At 45.3% G+C, this 20,755-nt stretch carries 1 protein-coding gene; it reads left to right on the top strand.

Annotated features, from left to right (window positions below):
- Positions 1 to 12: 12 nt before the first annotated feature.
- On the top strand, positions 13 to 20,751 hold the full coding sequence (locus BLS49_RS08190; RefSeq protein ID WP_091228263.1) for a non-ribosomal peptide synthetase: 20,739 nt from the start codon (positions 13 to 15) through the stop codon (positions 20,749 to 20,751).
- The last annotated feature ends 4 nt before the right edge of the window (positions 20,752 to 20,755 follow it).

The raw sequence follows: 20,755 nt of genomic DNA, 5'->3' as shown, positions 1-20,755 counted from the left end.
GGGGAAAGAGGAATGAAAGAAGTATCAACGTTAATAGAATTGCTGCAAAACAGAGCCCGGTTCGGCAATAAGGGCGTTACCTTTATTTCAGGTGACAAAGATGAGCTATATGAGCCTTATGGAGAGCTGTATCAACAGGCGTTGAAGGTGCTGCACCATCTTCAGGCCAAAGGAATCAAGCCTGGAGATGAATTGATTTTACAGATTGAAGATAATCGGAATTTCATGCACGTGTTCTGGGGAGCTATACTGGGTGGAATTGTTCCTGTTCCGGTCAGCATTGGCAATAATGATGAGCACCGGATGAAACTCCTGAAAATATGGAATATACTATCAAATCCTTGCATGGTTACAGAAAGAAAAGCATTCGAGCATCTGAATAAATTTGTGCAAGAGATTGAGACAGATCAACAAGGACAGAAGATTGACGAGATAACAAAGAGAACATTAATAATCGATGAATTGAATGCAAGCTTGGCTGAAGCAAGTGGAGCGATCCATTATGCCAATCCTGATGATTTGGCCTTCATACAATTTTCTTCCGGCTCAACAGGCGACCCCAAAGGTGTAATGCTGACGCACGGGAACCTGATAGCTAACATCAGGGCCATAGCTAATGCCGCTCGCGTACTTCCCGACGATTCCTACATTTCATGGATGCCGCTTACACATGATATGGGAATGATCGGCTTCCACTTAAAAAGTTTATGGGCAAATATCCAACAATATATTATGCCGACCTCACTATTTATTCGCAGACCCTCAATTTGGCTAAAGAAGGCATCAGAATATCAAATTACACATTTAAGTTCTCCAAATTTTGGTTACAAATTTTTACTAGGGCAGTTCAAACCTGAAGCAGCATCAGATTGGGATTTATCACATGTAAAGTTTATATATAACGGTGCGGAGCCGATATCAGCGGAATTATGCGATGTATTCCTCGATGAAATGGGCAAATATGGTCTTAAACGAAGCGCCATGCATACGGTTTACGGCTTAGCAGAGGCCTCTGTTGGCGTCACTATAGAGAGGTCGACAAAGGAATTTGTACGGCTGCATTTACAGCGCAAGTTCATGAATATAGGCGATCAGGTGGTAGAACTTGAGGAAGCAAGTAATCAAACCATTACATTCGTTAAAGTTGGTTTTCCAATAAATGATTGCCAAGTGCGCGTTTGTGACTCGGACAATCAACCTGTCCCGGATAATGTCATTGGTCGTATTCAAATAACGGGCTTGAACGTCATGTCCGGGTATTACAACAATCCGGAGGCTACTGCCAAAGCTTTTACACCTGATGGTTGGGTAATCACTGGTGATTTGGGCTTTATGCGAGATGGCGAACTTATTGTTACAGGGCGGGAAAAGGACATCATTTTTGTAAACGGTCAGAACGTATACCCTCATGACATCGAACGTGTTGCCGAGCAGGTAGACGGAGTGGATCTAGGAAAGGTAGCTGCATGCGGGGCCTATAATAAGCTGACTCAAAAGGATGATATTGTCGTCTTTGTTACTCATACGAAATCACTTGATTTATTTCTGCCAATCAGCAAACGGTTAAAGCACCATTTGAACTCCTTTGGCGGTTGGGACATTAAGGATATTGTACCTATACGACGGATTCCCAAGACGACGAGCGGCAAGGTGCAGAGATACAAGCTGGCTCGAGAGTTTGAAGAAGGTAAGTACTCTGGGATGCTGGATTCTCTCAGCAAGCTGTACCAGCAAGAATGGGAGGAGAGGCGTTCAGTACTTCCAAGAAACAAAGTTGAAGAGAAGTTGTTGAGCATCTGTAAGCAATTGCTTCATGTTGAAGGGATCGGAACTGAAGATAGCTATTTTGATATTGGTGCTAGCTCACTTCAGCTTGTTCAGATTGCCGAGCAGATTGAAAAAGAATTTGGTGTACCGATCAGCATCTCTGATTTGTTCTCTTATCCGAACATTGCGAGATTAGCACAATTTATTGCAGAGGGAGACACCAATGACAAGGAATCGACTGAAGAAGCCTCCTCTGATGTGAAGAGCGACGGTTCGAAGGATAGAGATATCGCCATTATCGGGATTTCAGGTAAGTATCCAATGGCCAATCACTTAGAAGAATACTGGAGCAACTTGGCTGAAGGCAGGGACTGTATTCGAGGTATAAATGCTCAGCGACAGCAAGATGTAAATCATTATCTATCAAATATCAATATGCAGGGCCGTGAGATTCGTTTTGTAGAAGGCGGTTATCTGGATGAAATCGACAAGTTTGATTGTGGATTTTTCAAGGTGACACCTAAGGAAGCCAGTCTGATGGATCCAAACCAGCGTTTATTTCTACAGACAGCCTGGAGCACGCTTGAAGATGCAGGTTATAGTGGAGAGCATTTGAAAGGCAGCAGGGTAGGTGTGTATGTCGGTTTTTCCAAATCGAGCTTCGAGTACGAACGGTTGCTAACAGAAGTAAGCCCGGGTCAGCTGCCCAACTTCGCGATAGGTAATCTATCGTCGATTATTCCGAGTCGTATCTCTTATTTGCTTGATTTAAAGGGACCTGCAATAACTGTTGATACGGCTTGCTCATCATCGCTTGTAGCGGTTCATCTGGCTTGTCAGGCCATACGCAATGGAGATTGTGAAATGGCGATTGCGGGTGGAGTAAAGACGATACTGCTTCCAATCAAGGCAGGTATTGGCATGGAATCGTCAGATGATCGGGCGCGTGCTTTCGACGACAGCTCGGATGGAACCGGTTGGGGTGAGGGCGTTGGCGCTGTCATGCTGAAACGTCTCAGTCAGGCTGAGTTAGATGGGGATAATATCTATGCAGTGATTAAAGGGAGTGCAATTAACCAAGATGGAAGCACAGTGGGCATATCTGCTCCTAATGCTTCGGCGCAGACGGATGTGATTTTACAGGCTTGGAAGGATGCACAGATTGATCCGAAGACAATTAGCTATATTGAGGCGCATGGTACTGGCACAAAGCTTGGTGATCCGATAGAAATTGATGGTATTACGAAAGCGTTCCGTCGCAAGAATGTTACGAAGAAGAATTTTGTCGGGATAGGGTCAGTAAAAACAAACATCGGTCATCTGTATGAGGCTGCCGGCGTGGCAAGTCTTTTAAAGACCGTAATGGCATTGAAGCATAAACAAATTCCGCCGTTAGTCCATTTTGAAAAGCCGAATCGCAACATCGCTTTTGAGGAATCACCGGTTTATTTGAATACGAAGCTATCGCCATGGAAGACGCAGGACGGAGTGCCTCGCCGCTGTGGGATCAGTTCATTTGGCTTTAGTGGGACGAACTGTCATGTGATTGTTGAAGAGTATGTAGCTCCGAAAATTGCAGATTCAGTGGCAGACGCTCCGTGTATTTTCACGTTGTCAGCAAAATCTGAAGCTGCTTTGAAAGAACTGGCTAAAGGATACGTTCAAATGCTGAATCGCCATGATCTAAAGGAACTGGCGCTAAGCGATATATGTTATACAGCTTCAACTGGAAGAGTGCATTGGCCGCATCGGATAGCGATAATTGCTTCGAATCCTGATGAGCTGCGAGAACAATTGCTTCAGTTGAACACATCCGGGCCATCCGGTTCTTGCGTATTTGCCGGGGTGCATCGGGTAACTTCTGATACAAACCAGAGTAAGTCTGATGGCGTCTTGACCCGGCAGGAGATTGAGGTATTAAGTGAACGAACCTCTGAATTAATAGAGGCTGTGAATGAATTGAAGATTGCTAGAGTGCTAGAGTCTTCAGACATGATAGATAAGCTTAGTAAGCTTTGTGAGTTGTATGTCCAGGGCGCTCGGGTGAATTGGAAGGCTCTATATCGAAAAGGGGAAAATAAACGTATTCCTCTTCCGACCTATCCTTTTGAGCGAAGACGCTGTTGGATTGACTATATTGTTGAATCTTCCAATACCATATCAATTGGCACGAACGAGCAGTATACATTGACGAGGGAGCCTGAGATCGCCATGAGTGTTAATCAAATGACAAAAGCTGAGCGTAATGAACAGAGTGAATACGTACTTCAGACACTTAAGCAGATGATTCAAAATGTTTCGCACTTAGAGCTTAGTGAAATTGATGATCACACGCACTTTCTGGAAATGGGTCTGGATTCTATCAATTTAATGCAAGTGAGTCAGAATATTAAGGATACCTTCCATTTGGAAATTCCAATGAATGTTTTCTTTGAATCGTTGACATCGATTAATAATTTGGCAGCGTATGTCCAGGCACAGCTCCCGGAACAGGAAATCGTTCCAGCTCTAGTCAAAGTGAATGGTGACATGGGAGTAGTTAGTACTGCCGGATTGGAGCAAAATCAGCGTGAGCTGCAGCCTGTTGCAAGTTATGCAGTAGCGAATAGCGGATTGTCGAATCCATCGGTTCTTCCAGTGTCGGAGCGAGCCAATTTTACTCAGCCTATCGGAGGCTCGTCGGTAGAACAAATTGTAGTAGAGCAACTTCATCTTATGTCACGGCAGCTTGATTTACTACAAAATAAGCCGGTTGAGGGTGCAAGAGTGTCTGAACGATTTGTGGCATCGACTGAAGAACTCAAGAGTGAGTCCAATCATTCAGCAAATGCGACATTAGTGCAATCTCCACCTGAGATCATTCCAACTGAGATAAAGGATGGAGACGGAGGGAGGCCCTTTCAGCCATACCGTCAAATTGATGTCAAAGCTAAAGAACAATTGACCGACAGACAGGAACGACATATACAGAAATTAATGGAAAGCTACACTTCGAAAACGATAAAGACTAAAGAATACACTCAGCAGTATCGTGATGTCTATGCGAATAACCGTAACGTTGCAGGGTTTCGACCTGTTTTGAAGGAGATGGTGTATCAGATCATTTCCGAGAGAGCTGAAGGCTCCAGGATGTGGGATCTCGATGGAAATGAATATATTGATCTAACCATGGGTTTTGGAGTTAATTTATTTGGTCATAAGCCTTTGTTTATAAAGGATGTGCTTCATAAAGAGCTTGATAACGGTATGTGTGTGGGACCCATGTCCAACTTGGCCGGAAATGTAGCTGAAGCTATATGTAATATGACGGGGGTTGAACGTGTAGCGTTTTACAATTCGGGGACAGAAGCTATTATGGTCGCTTTGCGACTGGCCAGGGCAGGTACGGGACGGTCCAAGGTCGTTATTTTTGCAGGATCTTATCACGGTACTTATGACGGAGTGTTGGCTCTGGCTGGACAAAACCATCAAGCGATTCAGATGGCGCCTGGAACATTGCCTAATATGGTAAAAGATATTGTTGTACTGAACTATGGATCTAAACAGTCACTTGAATACATTCGCACTCATGCACATGAATTGGCGGCCGTTCTGGTAGAACCAGTACAGAGCCGTAGACCTGATTTGCAGCCGAAGGAATTTTTGACAGAAATTCGTGCGATCACAGAGGCATCTGGCACAGCTTTGATATTTGATGAGGTGATTACGGGCTTCCGTATTCATCCAGGGGGAGCACAGGCCTGGTTCGGGATTTCTGCGGATCTGGTTACCTATGGAAAAGTTATTGGTGGAGGGCTTCCAATCGGTGTAGTCGCTGGAAAGTCCTACTTTATGGATTCGATCGATGGTGGTACGTGGCGGTTTGGGGATGATTCCTATCCACAGAACGAGAATCGCAGGGTTTTTGTGGCAGGTACTTTCTGTCACCATCCACTTGCTATGACAGCAGCATTGGCCGTCTTAAATGAAATTAACAATAATGGCGGTAAACTGCATGAAGAGTTGAATCAACGGACGGCTTCACTAGTAAGCAGGTTAAACAGCTATTTCGAATCCGAGCAGGTGCCGATCAAGATGGTTCACTTTGGTTCGTTGTTCCGCTTCGTGCTGAAAGGCGATTTAGAGTTATTCTACTACCACTTGCTTGATAAAGGTATTTATGTTTGGGAAGGACGTAATTGCTTCCTCTCAACAGCTCATTCCGATGAGGATGTTGAACGGATCATTACGGCCGTAAAAGAATCGGTTGAGGAGCTAAGAGAAGGTGGCTTTTTGCCACAGCCTCCCAATCCCAATGGGCCTAATGGACCCAATGGACCCAAGGGACAGGTTGAAAAGCAAATCGGCGTATCCAGTGAACAGAAGCAGATGTGGATCGCTTCACAAGCTTCAGCAGAGGCGAATGCAGCGTTCAATCAGACAGCTGCGCTCAAGATGATCGGTCGATTGCAGGCAGACAAGCTGCAAGAGGCAGTAACAATACTCACTGAACGACATGAGGCTCTTAGAACAGTCATTGATGAAACCGGAGAATGTCAGATTATATTGCCCTCCATACAAGTTAATCTTCCGCTCACAGACTGCTCTATCAGAAATGGTGAAGAAAAAGAAGCGTGGGTTCAGCAATGGATGAAGGAAGAAGCGGGTCGTCCATTTGTTCTTGATTCACGATCTCCGTTGTTTCGGATACAGCTGCTGCAATTTGCAGCAGGAGAGGTAATCACCGTAATAACAATGCATCATATTGTTCTGGACGGCTGGTCCATCAGCGTATTTGTTATGGAATTGGAGCAGGTATACTCTGCGCTGTGCAAGGGAGAGACATGGTCTCTCCCTACTCCCGCGCAATTTAGTAGTTTTTTAGGCTGGCAGGAGAAGCAGAACACCTCAGCCGGGATGGTGGAGACGGTTCAATATTGGGAAAGCAAGCTGGACAAACCAATCCCGGCGCTTCAATTTCCATCCAGCGGAAAACTGTCCAAACCGTCGTTCCGAGGCGAGCGGATTACACAAATGATCGATCCGGTGCTAACGGCTAAATTAAAGGAGCTTAGCATCAGGTTCAAAAACAGCCTGTTTGTGACAATGCTGGGCTCCTTCCAGTTGTTTCACCACCGACTAACTACCCGAAAACATTTTGTTATTGGTATCCCAACAGCTGGCCAGGCGCAGACGGGCAACTATTCTATGACAGGAAATTGCGTTAATCTGCTTCCAGCGATTACAGAACTAGAAGGTAATGAAACTGTAGAGGAGTTCTTTTCCGGGGTAAAAGGGACTATGGCTACGTTGGATCGATATCAAGCGTATCCTTTCTCATATGTTAGTGAGCAACTGGCACATCTTCCTATGTTAAACATTTTATTTAATATGGATAGACCGCTTCGGAAACTAAGATTTTATGAGCTGGAGACGGAGCTGCTTGCAAATCCGGTACAGTATGTGAACTATGATCTGTTTTTGAATGTACTGGAAGTGAAGGATGGAATGAGACTGGATTTTGATTTCCGACCTGATATCATTCGACCTGAAATCATGAGCTTGTGGGTAGAAAGCTACATTCATTTATTGCGTACTCTAGTTGTCGTAAATCCTGACCACACGCTGATTGGAGAATTGTCGCTTCTGACGAATGAACAACGGAAGCAGTTGTCTACAATTTGGGAGAGACAGGAGATGGAAGTATGTGTTATGGACTCCTATTTCCAGCCTGCGCCTCTAGGCACAGTTGGAGAAGTATTTGTCCGTAATCAAATTTCTGAAACTTGGAACAGAACCGGAGAACTGGCTATTTGTACGCCTGAAGACGGTTTGAAAGTATGGGGTTATAGTGATCGGATCGCTTGCATTCAACATTATGATGTTAGTCTAGATCAATTAGAGCAGACACTACTTGAGGTTTCTCCCATATCAGGTTGTGCGGCTGTGTATTACGAAGAGGAGACAAATGCTGGCTTGACGGTATTTGTTGAATCTTTAACCAATTCGGCTAATCCAGATCCAGTTATGTTGAAGGCGATTTGGATGGAAAATGTACCGAGTTATGCTCTGCCTAAACGGATCATCGTAATGGATCAGTTACCACGTACATCAAATGGTGAAATAGACTATGCTTCTTTGCCAGATCCAGCTGAACTAATCCAGCCTGTCCTGGAATATGTCGCACCTAGAGGAGAACTGGAAATTCAACTGGCTGAAATATGGCAGGAAGTTTTGAATACGAGTGGAATTGGAGCGTTGGACGATTTTTTTGCTCTTGGTGGTCATTCCCTGCAGGCCATGGTTCTCCTATCCCGTATTTCCAAGGAAATTGGCGTGACAGTTCCGTTAAGGCTGATTTTTGATACCCCGAATGTGCGCGAAATTGCAAAGTATATTGGAGAGCAGCTTGGAACAGGTGCAACAATGTACAGCGAAATAGCTCCGATAAGTAAACAGGAGTTCTACCCGGTGTCTTCTGCACAAAAACGTATGTACGTCATGCATCAATTCGAAGGACACGGAGTCACCTATAACATATCAGGTATGTTGAAATTGAAGGGACCACTAGACAGGCGGAGACTGGAGAAGGCTTTTGCAACCCTTGTACAGCGCCACGAGGCAATGCGCACCTCATTTATAGAGACTGAAGGCGGGTTAATGCAGCGTATTACAGATCATGTCATGTTCTCTATTGAAGACATCGCCAGCGATGAACATTCACCGGAAGCTGCGATAGAAGCCTTTATTCAACCATTTGATTTAGACGTGGCTCCACTCATTCGCGTAGGATTAATGCGAGAAAACGAGCAAAACCATACGCTGCTTCTTGATATGCATCATATTATTGGGGATGGAATTTCGGTTCAGACGATCCTTCAGGAATTTGCGGATTTGTATGAAGGAAAAGAGCTTTCTGATCTACGCGTACAGTATAAGGACTACTCGGCTTGGCATCAAGAGTGGATGAACACAGAAGCTTACGCCTCTCAGGAGAGCTATTGGCTTGATCAGTTCAAAAACGGGGCAACTGTGTTAGAGCTTCCTTATGATTATTCCCGACCAGCAGTACAAAGTTTTAAAGGCAATCTTCTGTTTTTTTCAGTCACAAGCGAGTTGAAGGAGCACCTGCAGCAGCTGGCCAAGGACAGTGGAGCGACGATGTATATGGTGCTGTTAGCCGCGTATTTCGCTCTTCTCCATAAATATAACAAGCAGGAGGAAATAGTCGTCGGAACTCCGGTTGCCGGACGAAATCACCCAGATAGTGAAAACATGATCGGCGTATTTATCAATACGTTGGCTTTGCGTTGTTCTATTCATGAAGCTATGAGCTTCCGTAAGCTGCTGGAACAGGTGAAGCTGACAGCATTGTCTGCATTCGAAAACCAAAATTATCCATTTGAAGCTTTGGTAGAAAGTCTTAATATTCCAAGGGATCTAAGTCGAAATCCACTGTTCGATACGATGTTCAGTTATGTGAATGACCCGGATACCTTCCAAATGGGTGACCTGCTCTGTACCGTGGAGGAGGCTAAGAAAAATATTTCAATGTTCGATCTGTCTCTAGAGGCGATGGAATACGATAACAGGCTGATTTTCAAGCTTGAGTATGCTGAACATCTGTGGAAGCGATCAACCATCGAACGGATATCTGGACATTATCTTGAATTGCTGGCGGACATTATTTTACATCCAGACGCTGCTTTGACTCAGTTGAATTTGCTAACTACAGGTGAGAGAAAGCAGTTGATTGAGCAATTTGATGTATATACAAGAACAGATGAAATAGATGTGCCATTCCATACTTTCATTGAGGCGCAGGCTGCAAAAACACCGGATCATACAGCGGTCGTATATCTGGATAAGCAGCTGACCTATCGCGAGCTCGATAATACCGCTAATAGACTGGCACGATCATTGATTTCGGCTGGAATTGGACGCGAATCCATAGTTGGGATTTTGGCAGACCGCTCGGTAGAAATGGTTATTGCTATTCTTGCTGTGTGGAAGTCTGGGGGAGCTTATGTTCCGATTGATCCTGAATATCCGGAAGACAGGATTCAGTTCATGCTGGCGGATAGCGGCGCCAAAGTGTTGATCACGCAATCTTGGTTAACTGAACGTGTTGCAGCCTTGACTCAGCAGCAGGATAAAACATCTGCTTCAATCATTTGTCTTGATGATATCAAGGCATATGATAATGATGATTCCCCGTTGCCTAACCGTAATGAAGGGCATGATCTCGCTTACGTGATCTATACATCAGGAACGACTGGACGACCAAAAGGGGTCATGGTCGAGCATCGAAGCCTCGTTAACACGGCCTACGGCAACAGAAGAGAATATCGTTTGAATGAATTCCCGGTAAGATTGCTGCAATTAGCGAGCTTCTCTTTTGACGTGTCCATAGGAGATATTGCTAGAGCTTTATTTAATGGCGGAACGATGGTCATTTGTCCAAAAGAAGACCGGATTGATCCAACACGTCTGTATGACTGGATTCACGATTGGAAAATCACCTTGTTCGAATCACCACCGGCTCTTGTTGTACCTTTTATGAATTACATTGCTGAGCAGGGACTTGAGATTGATTCGTTGGAATTGCTTATTGTAGGCTCTGATGCTTTCAGTGTTGGAGATTACCGCATGTTAAAACAAAGATTTGAAGCATCAATGCGCATTATTAACAGTTATGGCGTTACTGAGGCGGCTATTGATTCCAGCTTATATGATGAACCGATGGATCGTCTGTCACAGACAGGCAGCGTGCCTATTGGCAAGGCTACGGTAAATGCACGGTTCTATATTCTTGATTCGTCACTTAACCCGGTTCCTGTCGGGGTCCCTGGTGAATTATGTATTGGTGGACCAGGTGTAGCCAGAGGTTATTTGAATCGACCAGAGCTGGACGCTGAGAAGTTTATAGCAAATCCGTTCATACCGGGTGAAAGACTGTATCGGACTGGCGACCTTGCCCGCTGGATGGTAGATGGGAATGTTGATTTTATTGGGCGAATGGATCACCAGGTCAAGATTAGAGGCTACCGCATTGAGCTCGGTGAAATCGAAACAAGAATTGTTGATTTGGAACAGGTTCACGAAGCGATTGTGATAGCTCGATCAGACGATACTGGCGGCAATTATTTATGTGCTTACATTGTGCTCAATTCAGGCTATGACGAGACGATACTTTCGGCGCTTCGTGAAGAGCTGGCTAATCAGGTCCCTAATTATATGGTTCCTGCGTATTTTATTAGCTTAGATCGTCTACCCTTGACACCAAATGGAAAGCTGGATCGTAAAGCGCTGCCTGTGCCGACAGGGCCTATGATGTCTGCTGCGGAATATGTTGCGCCTCGCAATCAGGTGGAAGAAGCATTGGCACGTGTGTGGCAGTCTGTTCTTGGCATGCTAACCATCGGAATCAATGATAATTTCTTTGAAATGGGCGGCGACTCTATTAAGTCACTACAGGTTATCTCCCGTTTGTTACAGGCTGGTTTTAAGTTGGAAATGAGGGATTTATTCCAGTTCCCAACGATTGCCTCGCTTAGCCCATACATTCGTGCTGTAACTAAAAGAGCGAATCAGGGGGAAGTAACAGGGGAAGTCAAGCTGTCGCCTGTTCTTGCATGGTTTGCGCAACAGAAGAACGTGGATAACCACCACTATAATCAAGCAGTTGTTTTGCACCGTGAGGAACGTTTTGATATTGAAGCTTTGAAAGCAGCGATGTCTGCAATTACAGTTCATCATGATGCGTTAAGACTTGTGCTTCGTGGGACTGAAGGAGACTATAAGGCGTTGAATCGCAGTGTGAATGAAGGGGATTCCTATACTCTGGAAGTTATTGATCTCGAGGCAATCTGTGATAAGGATCAATTGGCTGAAACTATTAAAGAGAATGCTACCCGGATTCAAAGCACAATAAATCTGACGGATGGACCGCTTGTTAAGCTGGGCTTATTTCGATGCCATGACGGCGACCATTTGTTGATAGCCATTCACCATCTTGCCGTGGACGGAGTTTCCTGGAGGATTTTGTTCGAGGATTTGGGAACCGCTTATGCCCAGGCATTAAATGGACAGTCAATCCGTCTGCCGCACAAATCGGACTCATTCCAGCTGTGGGCAGCAAAGCTCGAGGATTATGCCAGCAGTCAGGAGGCGGCTGCTGAAGCAAAATACTGGGAGGGGATGGAATCCAGTGCTTTCAGTCCGTTGCCGCGGGATATGCAGTATGATCAGCCGCTCAATAGCAGCACGGATTTGTTGACACTCATTTGGTCAAAAGAAGAAACGGAGCTGCTATTGAAGCATGCGCATCGCGCTTATAACACGGAAGTAAATGATCTGTTGCTGGCTGCTTTAGGTCGAGCTTTAACGTCCTGGTCAGGTCTGGAACGTGTAAGGGTTAATTTGGAGGGACACGGGCGCGAGGAGATTATTCCGGATGTTGATATCACTCGTACGATAGGTTGGTTTACAAGCATGTACCCGGTCATTCTTGAGGGCTCCGGTGAAAGTGATCATGATCTGGGTCAATACATCAAACGGACAAAGGAAATGCTGCGAGCGATACCTAGAAAAGGAATCGGGTATGGTATTTGGAAGTATTCTAGTGAACGATCAAAAAGAGCTGAAGTCGCATCTGATCCTGAAATCAGCTTCAACTATTTAGGGCAATTTGATCAGGATTTTGAGGGAAGCGGATTAAAGGAGTCCAATTTCGGGACTGGAGAGACTGTTAGCACAAATGCACCTATTGAGCATGCTCTTGATCTGAACGGAATAATTACCGGCGGGCAGTTTACGCTGACAATTGCCTACAGCAAACAGCACTATTATCGGGAAACCATAGAACGGTTTGGCAGTGAGATGCAGAACAATCTCCATGAGATTCTGATGTATTGCGCAGCACAGGAGCATCCTGAATTGACACCGAGCGATGTTGCAATGAAAGGACTGTCAGTGGATGAGCTCGATCTCTTGGTAGCACAAACAGTGCATATCGGTGAGCTAGAGAACGTATACATGCTGACGCCAATGCAGAAAGGTATGATGTTCCATTACCTGATGGATCCGGAGTCTGGTTTCTACTTCGAGCAAATGAAGCTGGGTGTTACTGGAAATTTTGACCCGGAAACATTTATCAGTAGCTTTAATCATTTGGTACAGCGACATGAAGTACTGCGGACAAGCTTTATCACTGGCTTAACGAGTGAGACTGTTCAGGCTGTATTCAGGGATCGTAGTGTCGGGTTGCATTACGAAGATATCAGCAGCTTGACCGAATCTGAACAGCATTCATATATTGCTCGTTATGAAGCAGAGGATCAAAAGAAAGGATTTGATCTGTCCAGTGATTCTTTGATGCGGCTCTGCGTACTTCGCACGGGTGAAGACAACTACCATATTGTGTGGAGCTACCATCATATTTTGATGGATGGCTGGTGTATCGGCATCGTCATGGACGAATGGTTTAATTATTATCGGTTTTTACGCAATGGAAAAACGCTTGAGCTGCCGGAAGCCTATCCGTACAGCCGCTATATTCAATGGCTTGATGAGCAGCCAATAGAGGAATCACTGCAATACTGGAGATCCTATTTATCTGAATATGAAGAACTGGCGACCATTCCTTCACCTTCTAACAGGAACAGAAAGCTAGAGGAATACAGTTATGGTGAATTAAGCCTGACCTTTAGTGAATCTGAGACAGCTCTGCTGAAGGCAGCAGCGGATCGTCACACGGTTACGTTTAGCAATCTGTTTTTAGCTGCGTGGGGGCTCGTGCTGGGAAGGTACAACGGGACTGATGATGTTGTTTTTGGTAATGTGGTTTCCGGTCGGCCGTCGGAAGTTCCTGGGGTAGAACGGATGGTGGGACTATTCATTAACACTGTTCCAGTGAGGGTGAAGCTGTCTGACACAGAGACCTTTGCCGAGCTAATGAAAAAGCTGCAGCAGGAATCATTACTGTCGCAAAGTAATCATTATTGCCCATTAGTTGATATCCAGGCTCAATCCGTATTAAAGCAACAGCTTTTTGATCATATAGTCGTTTTCGAGAATTATCCATTGGAAGAAGTAGCTTATTCCGTCGATTTCGATCTGGGCTTTGATATTAAAGAGGCTAGTGTATCCGAACAGACGAATTACGATTTTAACTTAAGTGTAGAAACGGGACCACGATTAACAGTAACACTTTCGTACAACCAAAATGTGTATTCAGCAGAAGCAGTTGAAAGAGTTAAGGGCCATTTGCACTCAGTCCTTACTCAGGCATCGGTTAAGCCGGAAATGTCAGTAACTGAATTTGACTTGCTAACTGTTGAAGAAAGAAATCAGTTATTGAACGTGTTCGCCGGATCTGTAGCTGAACGAACAGAGGATACCTTCCACAGATTGTTCGAAGCACAAGCTGCTCAAACGCCAGATCGTGCTGCAGTCGTGTTCGAAGGAGTGACTCTATCGTATCGTGAGCTGAACGAGCGTGCGAATGTGCTGGCCAGACTGCTTAGATACCGAGGTGTAGGACGCGAGAATATTGTCGCCATTCTGATTGAGCGTTCAGCTGCAATGGTCGTAGCTGCTTTAGCAGTAATGAAAGCGGGCGGAGCATATCTGCCAATCGATCCGTCGTATCCGCAGGAACGGATTGCATATATGCTCTCCGATAGTAAAGCGGGAATTCTTTTGTCTCAGAGCGGTCTGCTTGAGGGGCCTTTTGATGGAGTAAATATTGATGTGACTCTATTGTCTGGCGAAAGCGACAAATGGATGCAGTGGTTAAGTGAAAGGGAGCAAGAGCTTCAGGAAGACGCTCATCTACTCAACGTCTCAGACCTTGAACATGTTAGTGAAATAACAGATTTGATTTATGTCATTTATACATCAGGCACGACAGGGAATGCCAAGGGCGTTATGATTGAGCACCGAAGCTTTGTGAATACAGGCTGGAGCTTCCGTTATGATCACCGGCTCTGTGATTTCGATGTGAAGCTGCTGCAGTTGGCGAGCTACTCCTTCGACGTATTTGCGGGCGATTTGGCGCGGACCTTCTTGAATGGGGGGACGCTGGTCATTACTCCGCAGGAGGTAAGGATCGATCCGTCTGCAATTGCGCGTTATATTGTACAGCACAAGATTACGGTATTGGAATCGACGCCGGTACTGGTCATTCCATTGATGAAATACATTTACGAGAATGATCTTGATATCAGCTCTCTCAAACTATTAATTACGGGTTCAGACAGCTGTAGTGTAAAGGATTACCGCGATTTGCTCGAAAAATTCAACGGACGTATGCGCATCATGAGTACTTACGGAGTAACTGAAGCGTCCATTGACTCAAGTTATTACGAGCCGGCGGTTGATGAGCTTCCTGATGCGGGTAATGTTCCGATCGGACGGCCGTTGAGTAATCAACGATTCTATATCGTGGATGAGAAGCTTCAGCCCGTTCCTATCGGCGTGCTTGGTGAGTTATGTATTGCGGGCGCCGGGGTTGCCCGTGGCTATTTTGGACGCATGGAGTTGACGGCTGAGAAGTTCGTGGAATGTCCATTTGAATCTGGCGTTATGATGTATCGCACTGGTGATTTAGCAAGATGGTTACCGGACGGACAGGTTGATTTTGTGGGGCGCCTTGATTTTCAGGTGAAGATCAGAGGTTATCGGGTAGAGCTTGGTGAGATCGAAACGGCGTTGCTGAAATTCGAACAGGTTAAACAGGCAGTTGTAACCGACCGAATGGATGGCAATGGGCATAAATACTTGTGTGCCTACCTGGTTGCTAATAGTGGACACCTTCTCGATCATGCTGCACTACGAAAAACATTGGCCGAAAAATTGCCTGATTTCATGGTTCCTGCCCAGTTCATGCAATTGGATGAAATTCCGCTTACTCCTAACGGCAAAGTCAATCGTAAGGCATTGCCGAAGCCGGAGGGAGATCCAGCGACATCGTCGCCATATATTGCACCACGTAATGCAACAGAGGCAATTCTGGCAAGAATCTGGCAGGAGGTATTAGGAATCTCTCGAGTCGGAATTGATGATCATTTCTTTGAATTAGGTGGACACTCACTAAGCTCCATGCTGCTGTTGAATCATGTAGCAAAGGAATTTAAGACTGAGCTAGCGCTGCGAGATGTGTTCACAAGACCGACGATTCGTCAACTCTCAGAAATGATCCTGCTATCGGAAAAAAGCGAATACACTTTGATCGAGCCAGTTGAGGAAAATATGTTTTATCCAGTTTCCTCTGCTCAGAAGCGCTTGTTCGTCATTCATCAACTAGATACAGAAGGCACGGCATACAACATGTGTGCAGCACTGCTGATGACGGGACCGATAGATCAGAAGAAGCTGGGAGCAGTATTTAATCAGATGATCCAGCGCCATGAATCGTTCAGAACCTCATTTGAGCTGATTGATGGAGAGCCGGTACAACGTGTATATAAAGAGGTTTCATTTGAGCTTAAATACAGTGAGCTTGATATAGATGCAGTAAGTGAAATAGCGGTTACAGTAGTGGAGGCAGAACTAACAGATCGAACAGATCAAGCGCCTGATGTTATTAATGAAACGGAGAAGTTTTTTGAGATGGTGGTTACTCCGTTCGTTCGCCCATTCGATCTGGCTGAAGCGCCACTTCTCCGTTCTGAGCTTATCAGGATTGCTCCGGACAAGCATATGTTGCTGGTTGATATGCATCACATCATTACAGATGGTATGTCTGTTGAAGTGTTCGTTGAGGAGTTCAGCAGGCTGTATGCAGGTGAAGAACTGCCTGAGCTGCGTGTTCAATACAAAGATTATGCCGCATGGCATAACAAATTCCTTAAGCAGGAGCGGATGAAACGGCAGGAAGAGTTCTGGATAGATCAGTTCCGTGGTGAAATACCGATGCTGAATATGCCAACCGATTACTTGCGGCCTGGCGTTCAGAGCTATGAGGGAGAACAATTGTTTTTTGAGCTTGAATCTCATCTGACCGAGAAGATACGCAAGCTGTGCTCGGAAACTGGAGCAACACTGTTTATGGTGCTTTTCACTGCTTACAATGTTATTTTGCATAAATACACAGGTCAAGATGACATTATTGTTGGTACGCCTGTAGTGGGAAGACCGCATAATGATCTTCAAAACATCATTGGAATGTTTGTCAATACACTTGCCTTGCGCAATTATCCTGAGAATGATAAGACATTTGTCCAGTTTTTAGCCGAGGTCAAGGAAAACGCATTGCAAGCTTTTGAACATCAAGAGTATCAGTTCGAGGAATTGCTGGAACAACTGCAAATTCGTCGGGATGCCAGTCGAAATCCATTGTTTGATACGATGTTCGTGTTGCAAAATACCGGAATGAAGCAGATTGAGATCGATGGGGTAAGTTTTAAACCTTATGATTTCTCAACGGGTATATCAAAATTTGATCTTTCTCTGAATATTGAAGAGATCGGTGAGAAGCTCCTTGTGAATTTTGAGTACTGCACCAAGCTGTACAAAGCAGAAACGATTCACAGATTAGCACATCATTGGATCGAAATATTGACTGCCGTTGTCGAACATAAAGAAGTAAGGCTTGCAGACATTGTGATGATTACAGAAGAAGAAAAAAGTCAGATTATCGATTTGTTCAACGATACGGCAGCCGATTTTCCTGACAGTACGATAGTAGAAATGTTTGAGGCTCAGGTAGCCGAGGCATCTGATCGGGTCGCAGTAACCTATGGCGAAGAACAGCTGACATACGGTGAATTGAACGCACGGGCGAATCAGGCGGCTCGCAGATTGCAGCTACTTGGGGTGAAGCAGGATCAAATCGTTGCTGTAATGATTGAACGCTCCACGGAGATGGCCGTTACTTTGTTGGCAGTTCTTAAGGCCGGAGGAGCTTATCTTCCGATTGATCCTTCAATTCCTGAGGAACGTATAAAGTACATGCTGAAGGATAGCGGCACTGAGGTGCTGCTGACACAGCGCAGATTTGAACCTATGCTTGGGCAAATATTGGATCAAGATACTTCTGAGGGTGATAGTGCTAAGGGAAAAGTGACCACGCTGATCGTAGATGAAGCGGAGCTGTGTGCAGGTGATGATCAAAATCTACCGCTTGCTGCTGGTCCCGGCGATTTGGCTTACATTATCTACACCTCAGGAACGACCGGAAATCCGAAGGGGGTTATGATCGAGCATCGCTCGTTAGTGAATCGTCTTCATTGGATGCAGAAAAAGTATCCGATTGGAGAAACGGATGTTATTTTGCAGAAAACACCGTATACCTTCGATGTATCGGTCTGGGAGCAATTCTGGTGGGCGATCCAAGGAGCTAAGGTCGTATTCCTTGAGCCTGGCGGGGAAAAAGATCCTGCGGTGATTATTGAGGCTATCTCCCGTAACAAAGTCACTACGATGCACTTTGTTCCTTCTATGCTATCGGCATTTCTGGACTTCGTGGAAGCAGGAGACAATCAGGCACTTTCGAGCTTGCGCCAAGTGTTTGCTAGTGGAGAAGCATTAAATATAGAGCAGGTAAAAAGATTTAATCAATTGCTGTATCGCGAGGGATCGACCAAGCTGATCAATTTGTACGGTCCTACTGAAGCGACCATTGATGTTTCCTATTTTGATTGCTCTACTGGTGAGCAGATTGGACAGGTTCCTATTGGTCGACCTATCGACAATACAGAACTGTATATTATGAGCACTGGAGGCACGATACAGCCAATCGGAGTAGCGGGTGAATTATGTATTGCCGGGGTACAGCTTGCACGAGGCTATTTGAATCGTTCGGAGCTTACGGCAGAGAAATTTGTGCCGATCCCGTTCCGTTCGGAAGCAAGGATGTATCGTACTGGAGATTTAGCGCGTTGGCTGCCGGATGGAAACATTGAGTATCTTGGACGAATAGACCATCAGGTAAAAATACGCGGTTACCGGATCGAGCTCGGGGAAATTGAGATGGCTATTCTTAGTCACCCGGCAGCTAAGGAAGCTGTCGTAATCGCTCGAGAGGATTCTCAAGGTTTGAAATATCTGTGTGCTTATCTAACTATAAATGATGGTTTGTCGGTGACGGTAACGGAGATCCGAAGTCATCTTATGGAAAAGCTCCCAGACTACATGGTACCCGCTCGATTCATGGTGCTGGAAGGGATGCCGCTCAGCTCAAATGGCAAGGTTAATCGGCGGGAGCTGCCTGTTCCCGATGGAGAATTGGAGACGGGAACAGCTTATACCGCGCCAGAGAATGAGATGGAGGAATTGCTAGCTGATTTATGGCAGGATGTCCTTGGAATCAGACAAATTGGAACAGAACAGAATTTCTTTGAGCTTGGTGGCGATTCCATAAAAGCGCTGCAGATTTCTGCGCGTTTGGGTGGACGAGGCTACAAGATGGAGATCAGAGATTTGTTCCAATATCCACAAATTCGTATGCTTGGCAAATATATCAAGACAGTTGAGCGGGTGATTGATCAGAGACCGGTTAACGGGAATGTCGAGTTAACTCCGATTCAGCGCAGATTTTTTGAGCAAAATAGTGCCGATCTTCATCACTATAATCAGTCGGTTATGCTGTTCAGTAAATCGGGACTGAGTGAGGAGGCTCTCAAACTTGCTCTGGATAAACTCGTGATTCATCATGATGCATTACGGATGACGTTCCATAATCAAGGTGATCGCTTTACTGCATTCAATGCTGGATTGGAATTCACGGGTCAAGGCGAGCATAGAACCAATCATTATTTATTGGATGTGTATGATTGGTCTGATCCATCCGAGGTGGAGCTTGAGGAACGAATAGAGCAGGAGTCTGGCAATATTCAGGAAGGGATGAACCTGGAGTTCGGCCCACTTATGAGACTAGCCCTGTTTAAAACAAGCTCTGGCGATCATCTGTTGATTGCGATTCATCATCTTATTGTGGATGGAGTATCATGGCGCATTTTGCTGGAGGATCTGGGCTCCGTGTATGAGCAGGCAGTTCAAGGTCTCTTACCGGAGGAACTGAATTTGCCGGAGAAGACGGATTCCTACCGGGAATGGGCAGCAAGATTGAAGGAATATGCCAAGAGCTCGAATCTGCGCCGTGAAATCGAGTATTGGAACAATCGTGCTGAGGGAACAGCAGAGCCATTGCCTAAGGATAAGAATGCTCCACTGGGTCATGTGGGGGACAGCCGTGAGGAAACGATAACACTGACCGCTGAACAGACTGACAAGCTGTTGAAGCAGTCGCATCATGCGTATAACACGGAAATAAACGATCTTCTGCTTGCTGCTCTCGGATGTGCTGTACACGAGTGGGCAGGACATAAGCAAGTCTGGATTAGTCTTGAGGGACATGGCCGCGAAGACATTATGAAAGAAATTGACGTGACTCGTACGGTTGGCTGGTTCACTTCGATTTATCCTGTGAAGCTGGAGATTGAAAAACCTCAGGACCTGTCCCATCTAATCAAAACAACAAAAGATGAGCTTCATAGAGTGCCGAATAAAGGGGTCGGGTACAGTATTTTGAAATATATCACTGACCGTCTGGCTGCGAATGAGCGTCCGATTGAACTGACAACAAAGTGGCTGATACAGCCGGAAATTATTTTTAATTACTTGGGAGAAATGGATAGTACAAATGATGGTGAATCTCAATTCAGCGCCTCCCGTATCTCGACAGGCCAAGAAATCAGCTCAAATATGACAAGATCGTACGTTTGGGAAATTAACGGATTTGTTACAGAAGGTGAACTTCAAATGACCTTCGGTTATAACTCGTCACAATATGACGAGAAAACAGCGAAGCACTTTGCTGCTATGTTCCGGAAGCACTTGCTTGCGATTATCGAACATTGCTCTACGAAGCAGGAGACAGAGCAGAGTCCAACCGATTTTACTTACAATCAATTGTCACTTGAGCAATTCCAGTCACTATCTGATCAGTTGAAAAACAAGATCAAGAAATCCAGATCTAAAGATCAAAATCCGAAAGGTTGATTTC

The organism is Fontibacillus panacisegetis (genome assembly GCF_900102215.1).
GTDB lineage: Bacteria > Bacillota > Bacilli > Paenibacillales > Paenibacillaceae > Fontibacillus > Fontibacillus panacisegetis.
The sequence above is the reverse complement of the archived record's forward strand: the minus strand, read 5'-3'. Positions and strand labels throughout refer to the sequence as shown.

What these genes read in the sequence shown, in the direction of transcription:
- BLS49_RS08190 (WP_091228263.1), top strand. Translation starts at nt 13, where the DNA reads ATGAAAGAAGTATCAACGTTAATAGAATTGCTGCAAAACAGAGCCCGG.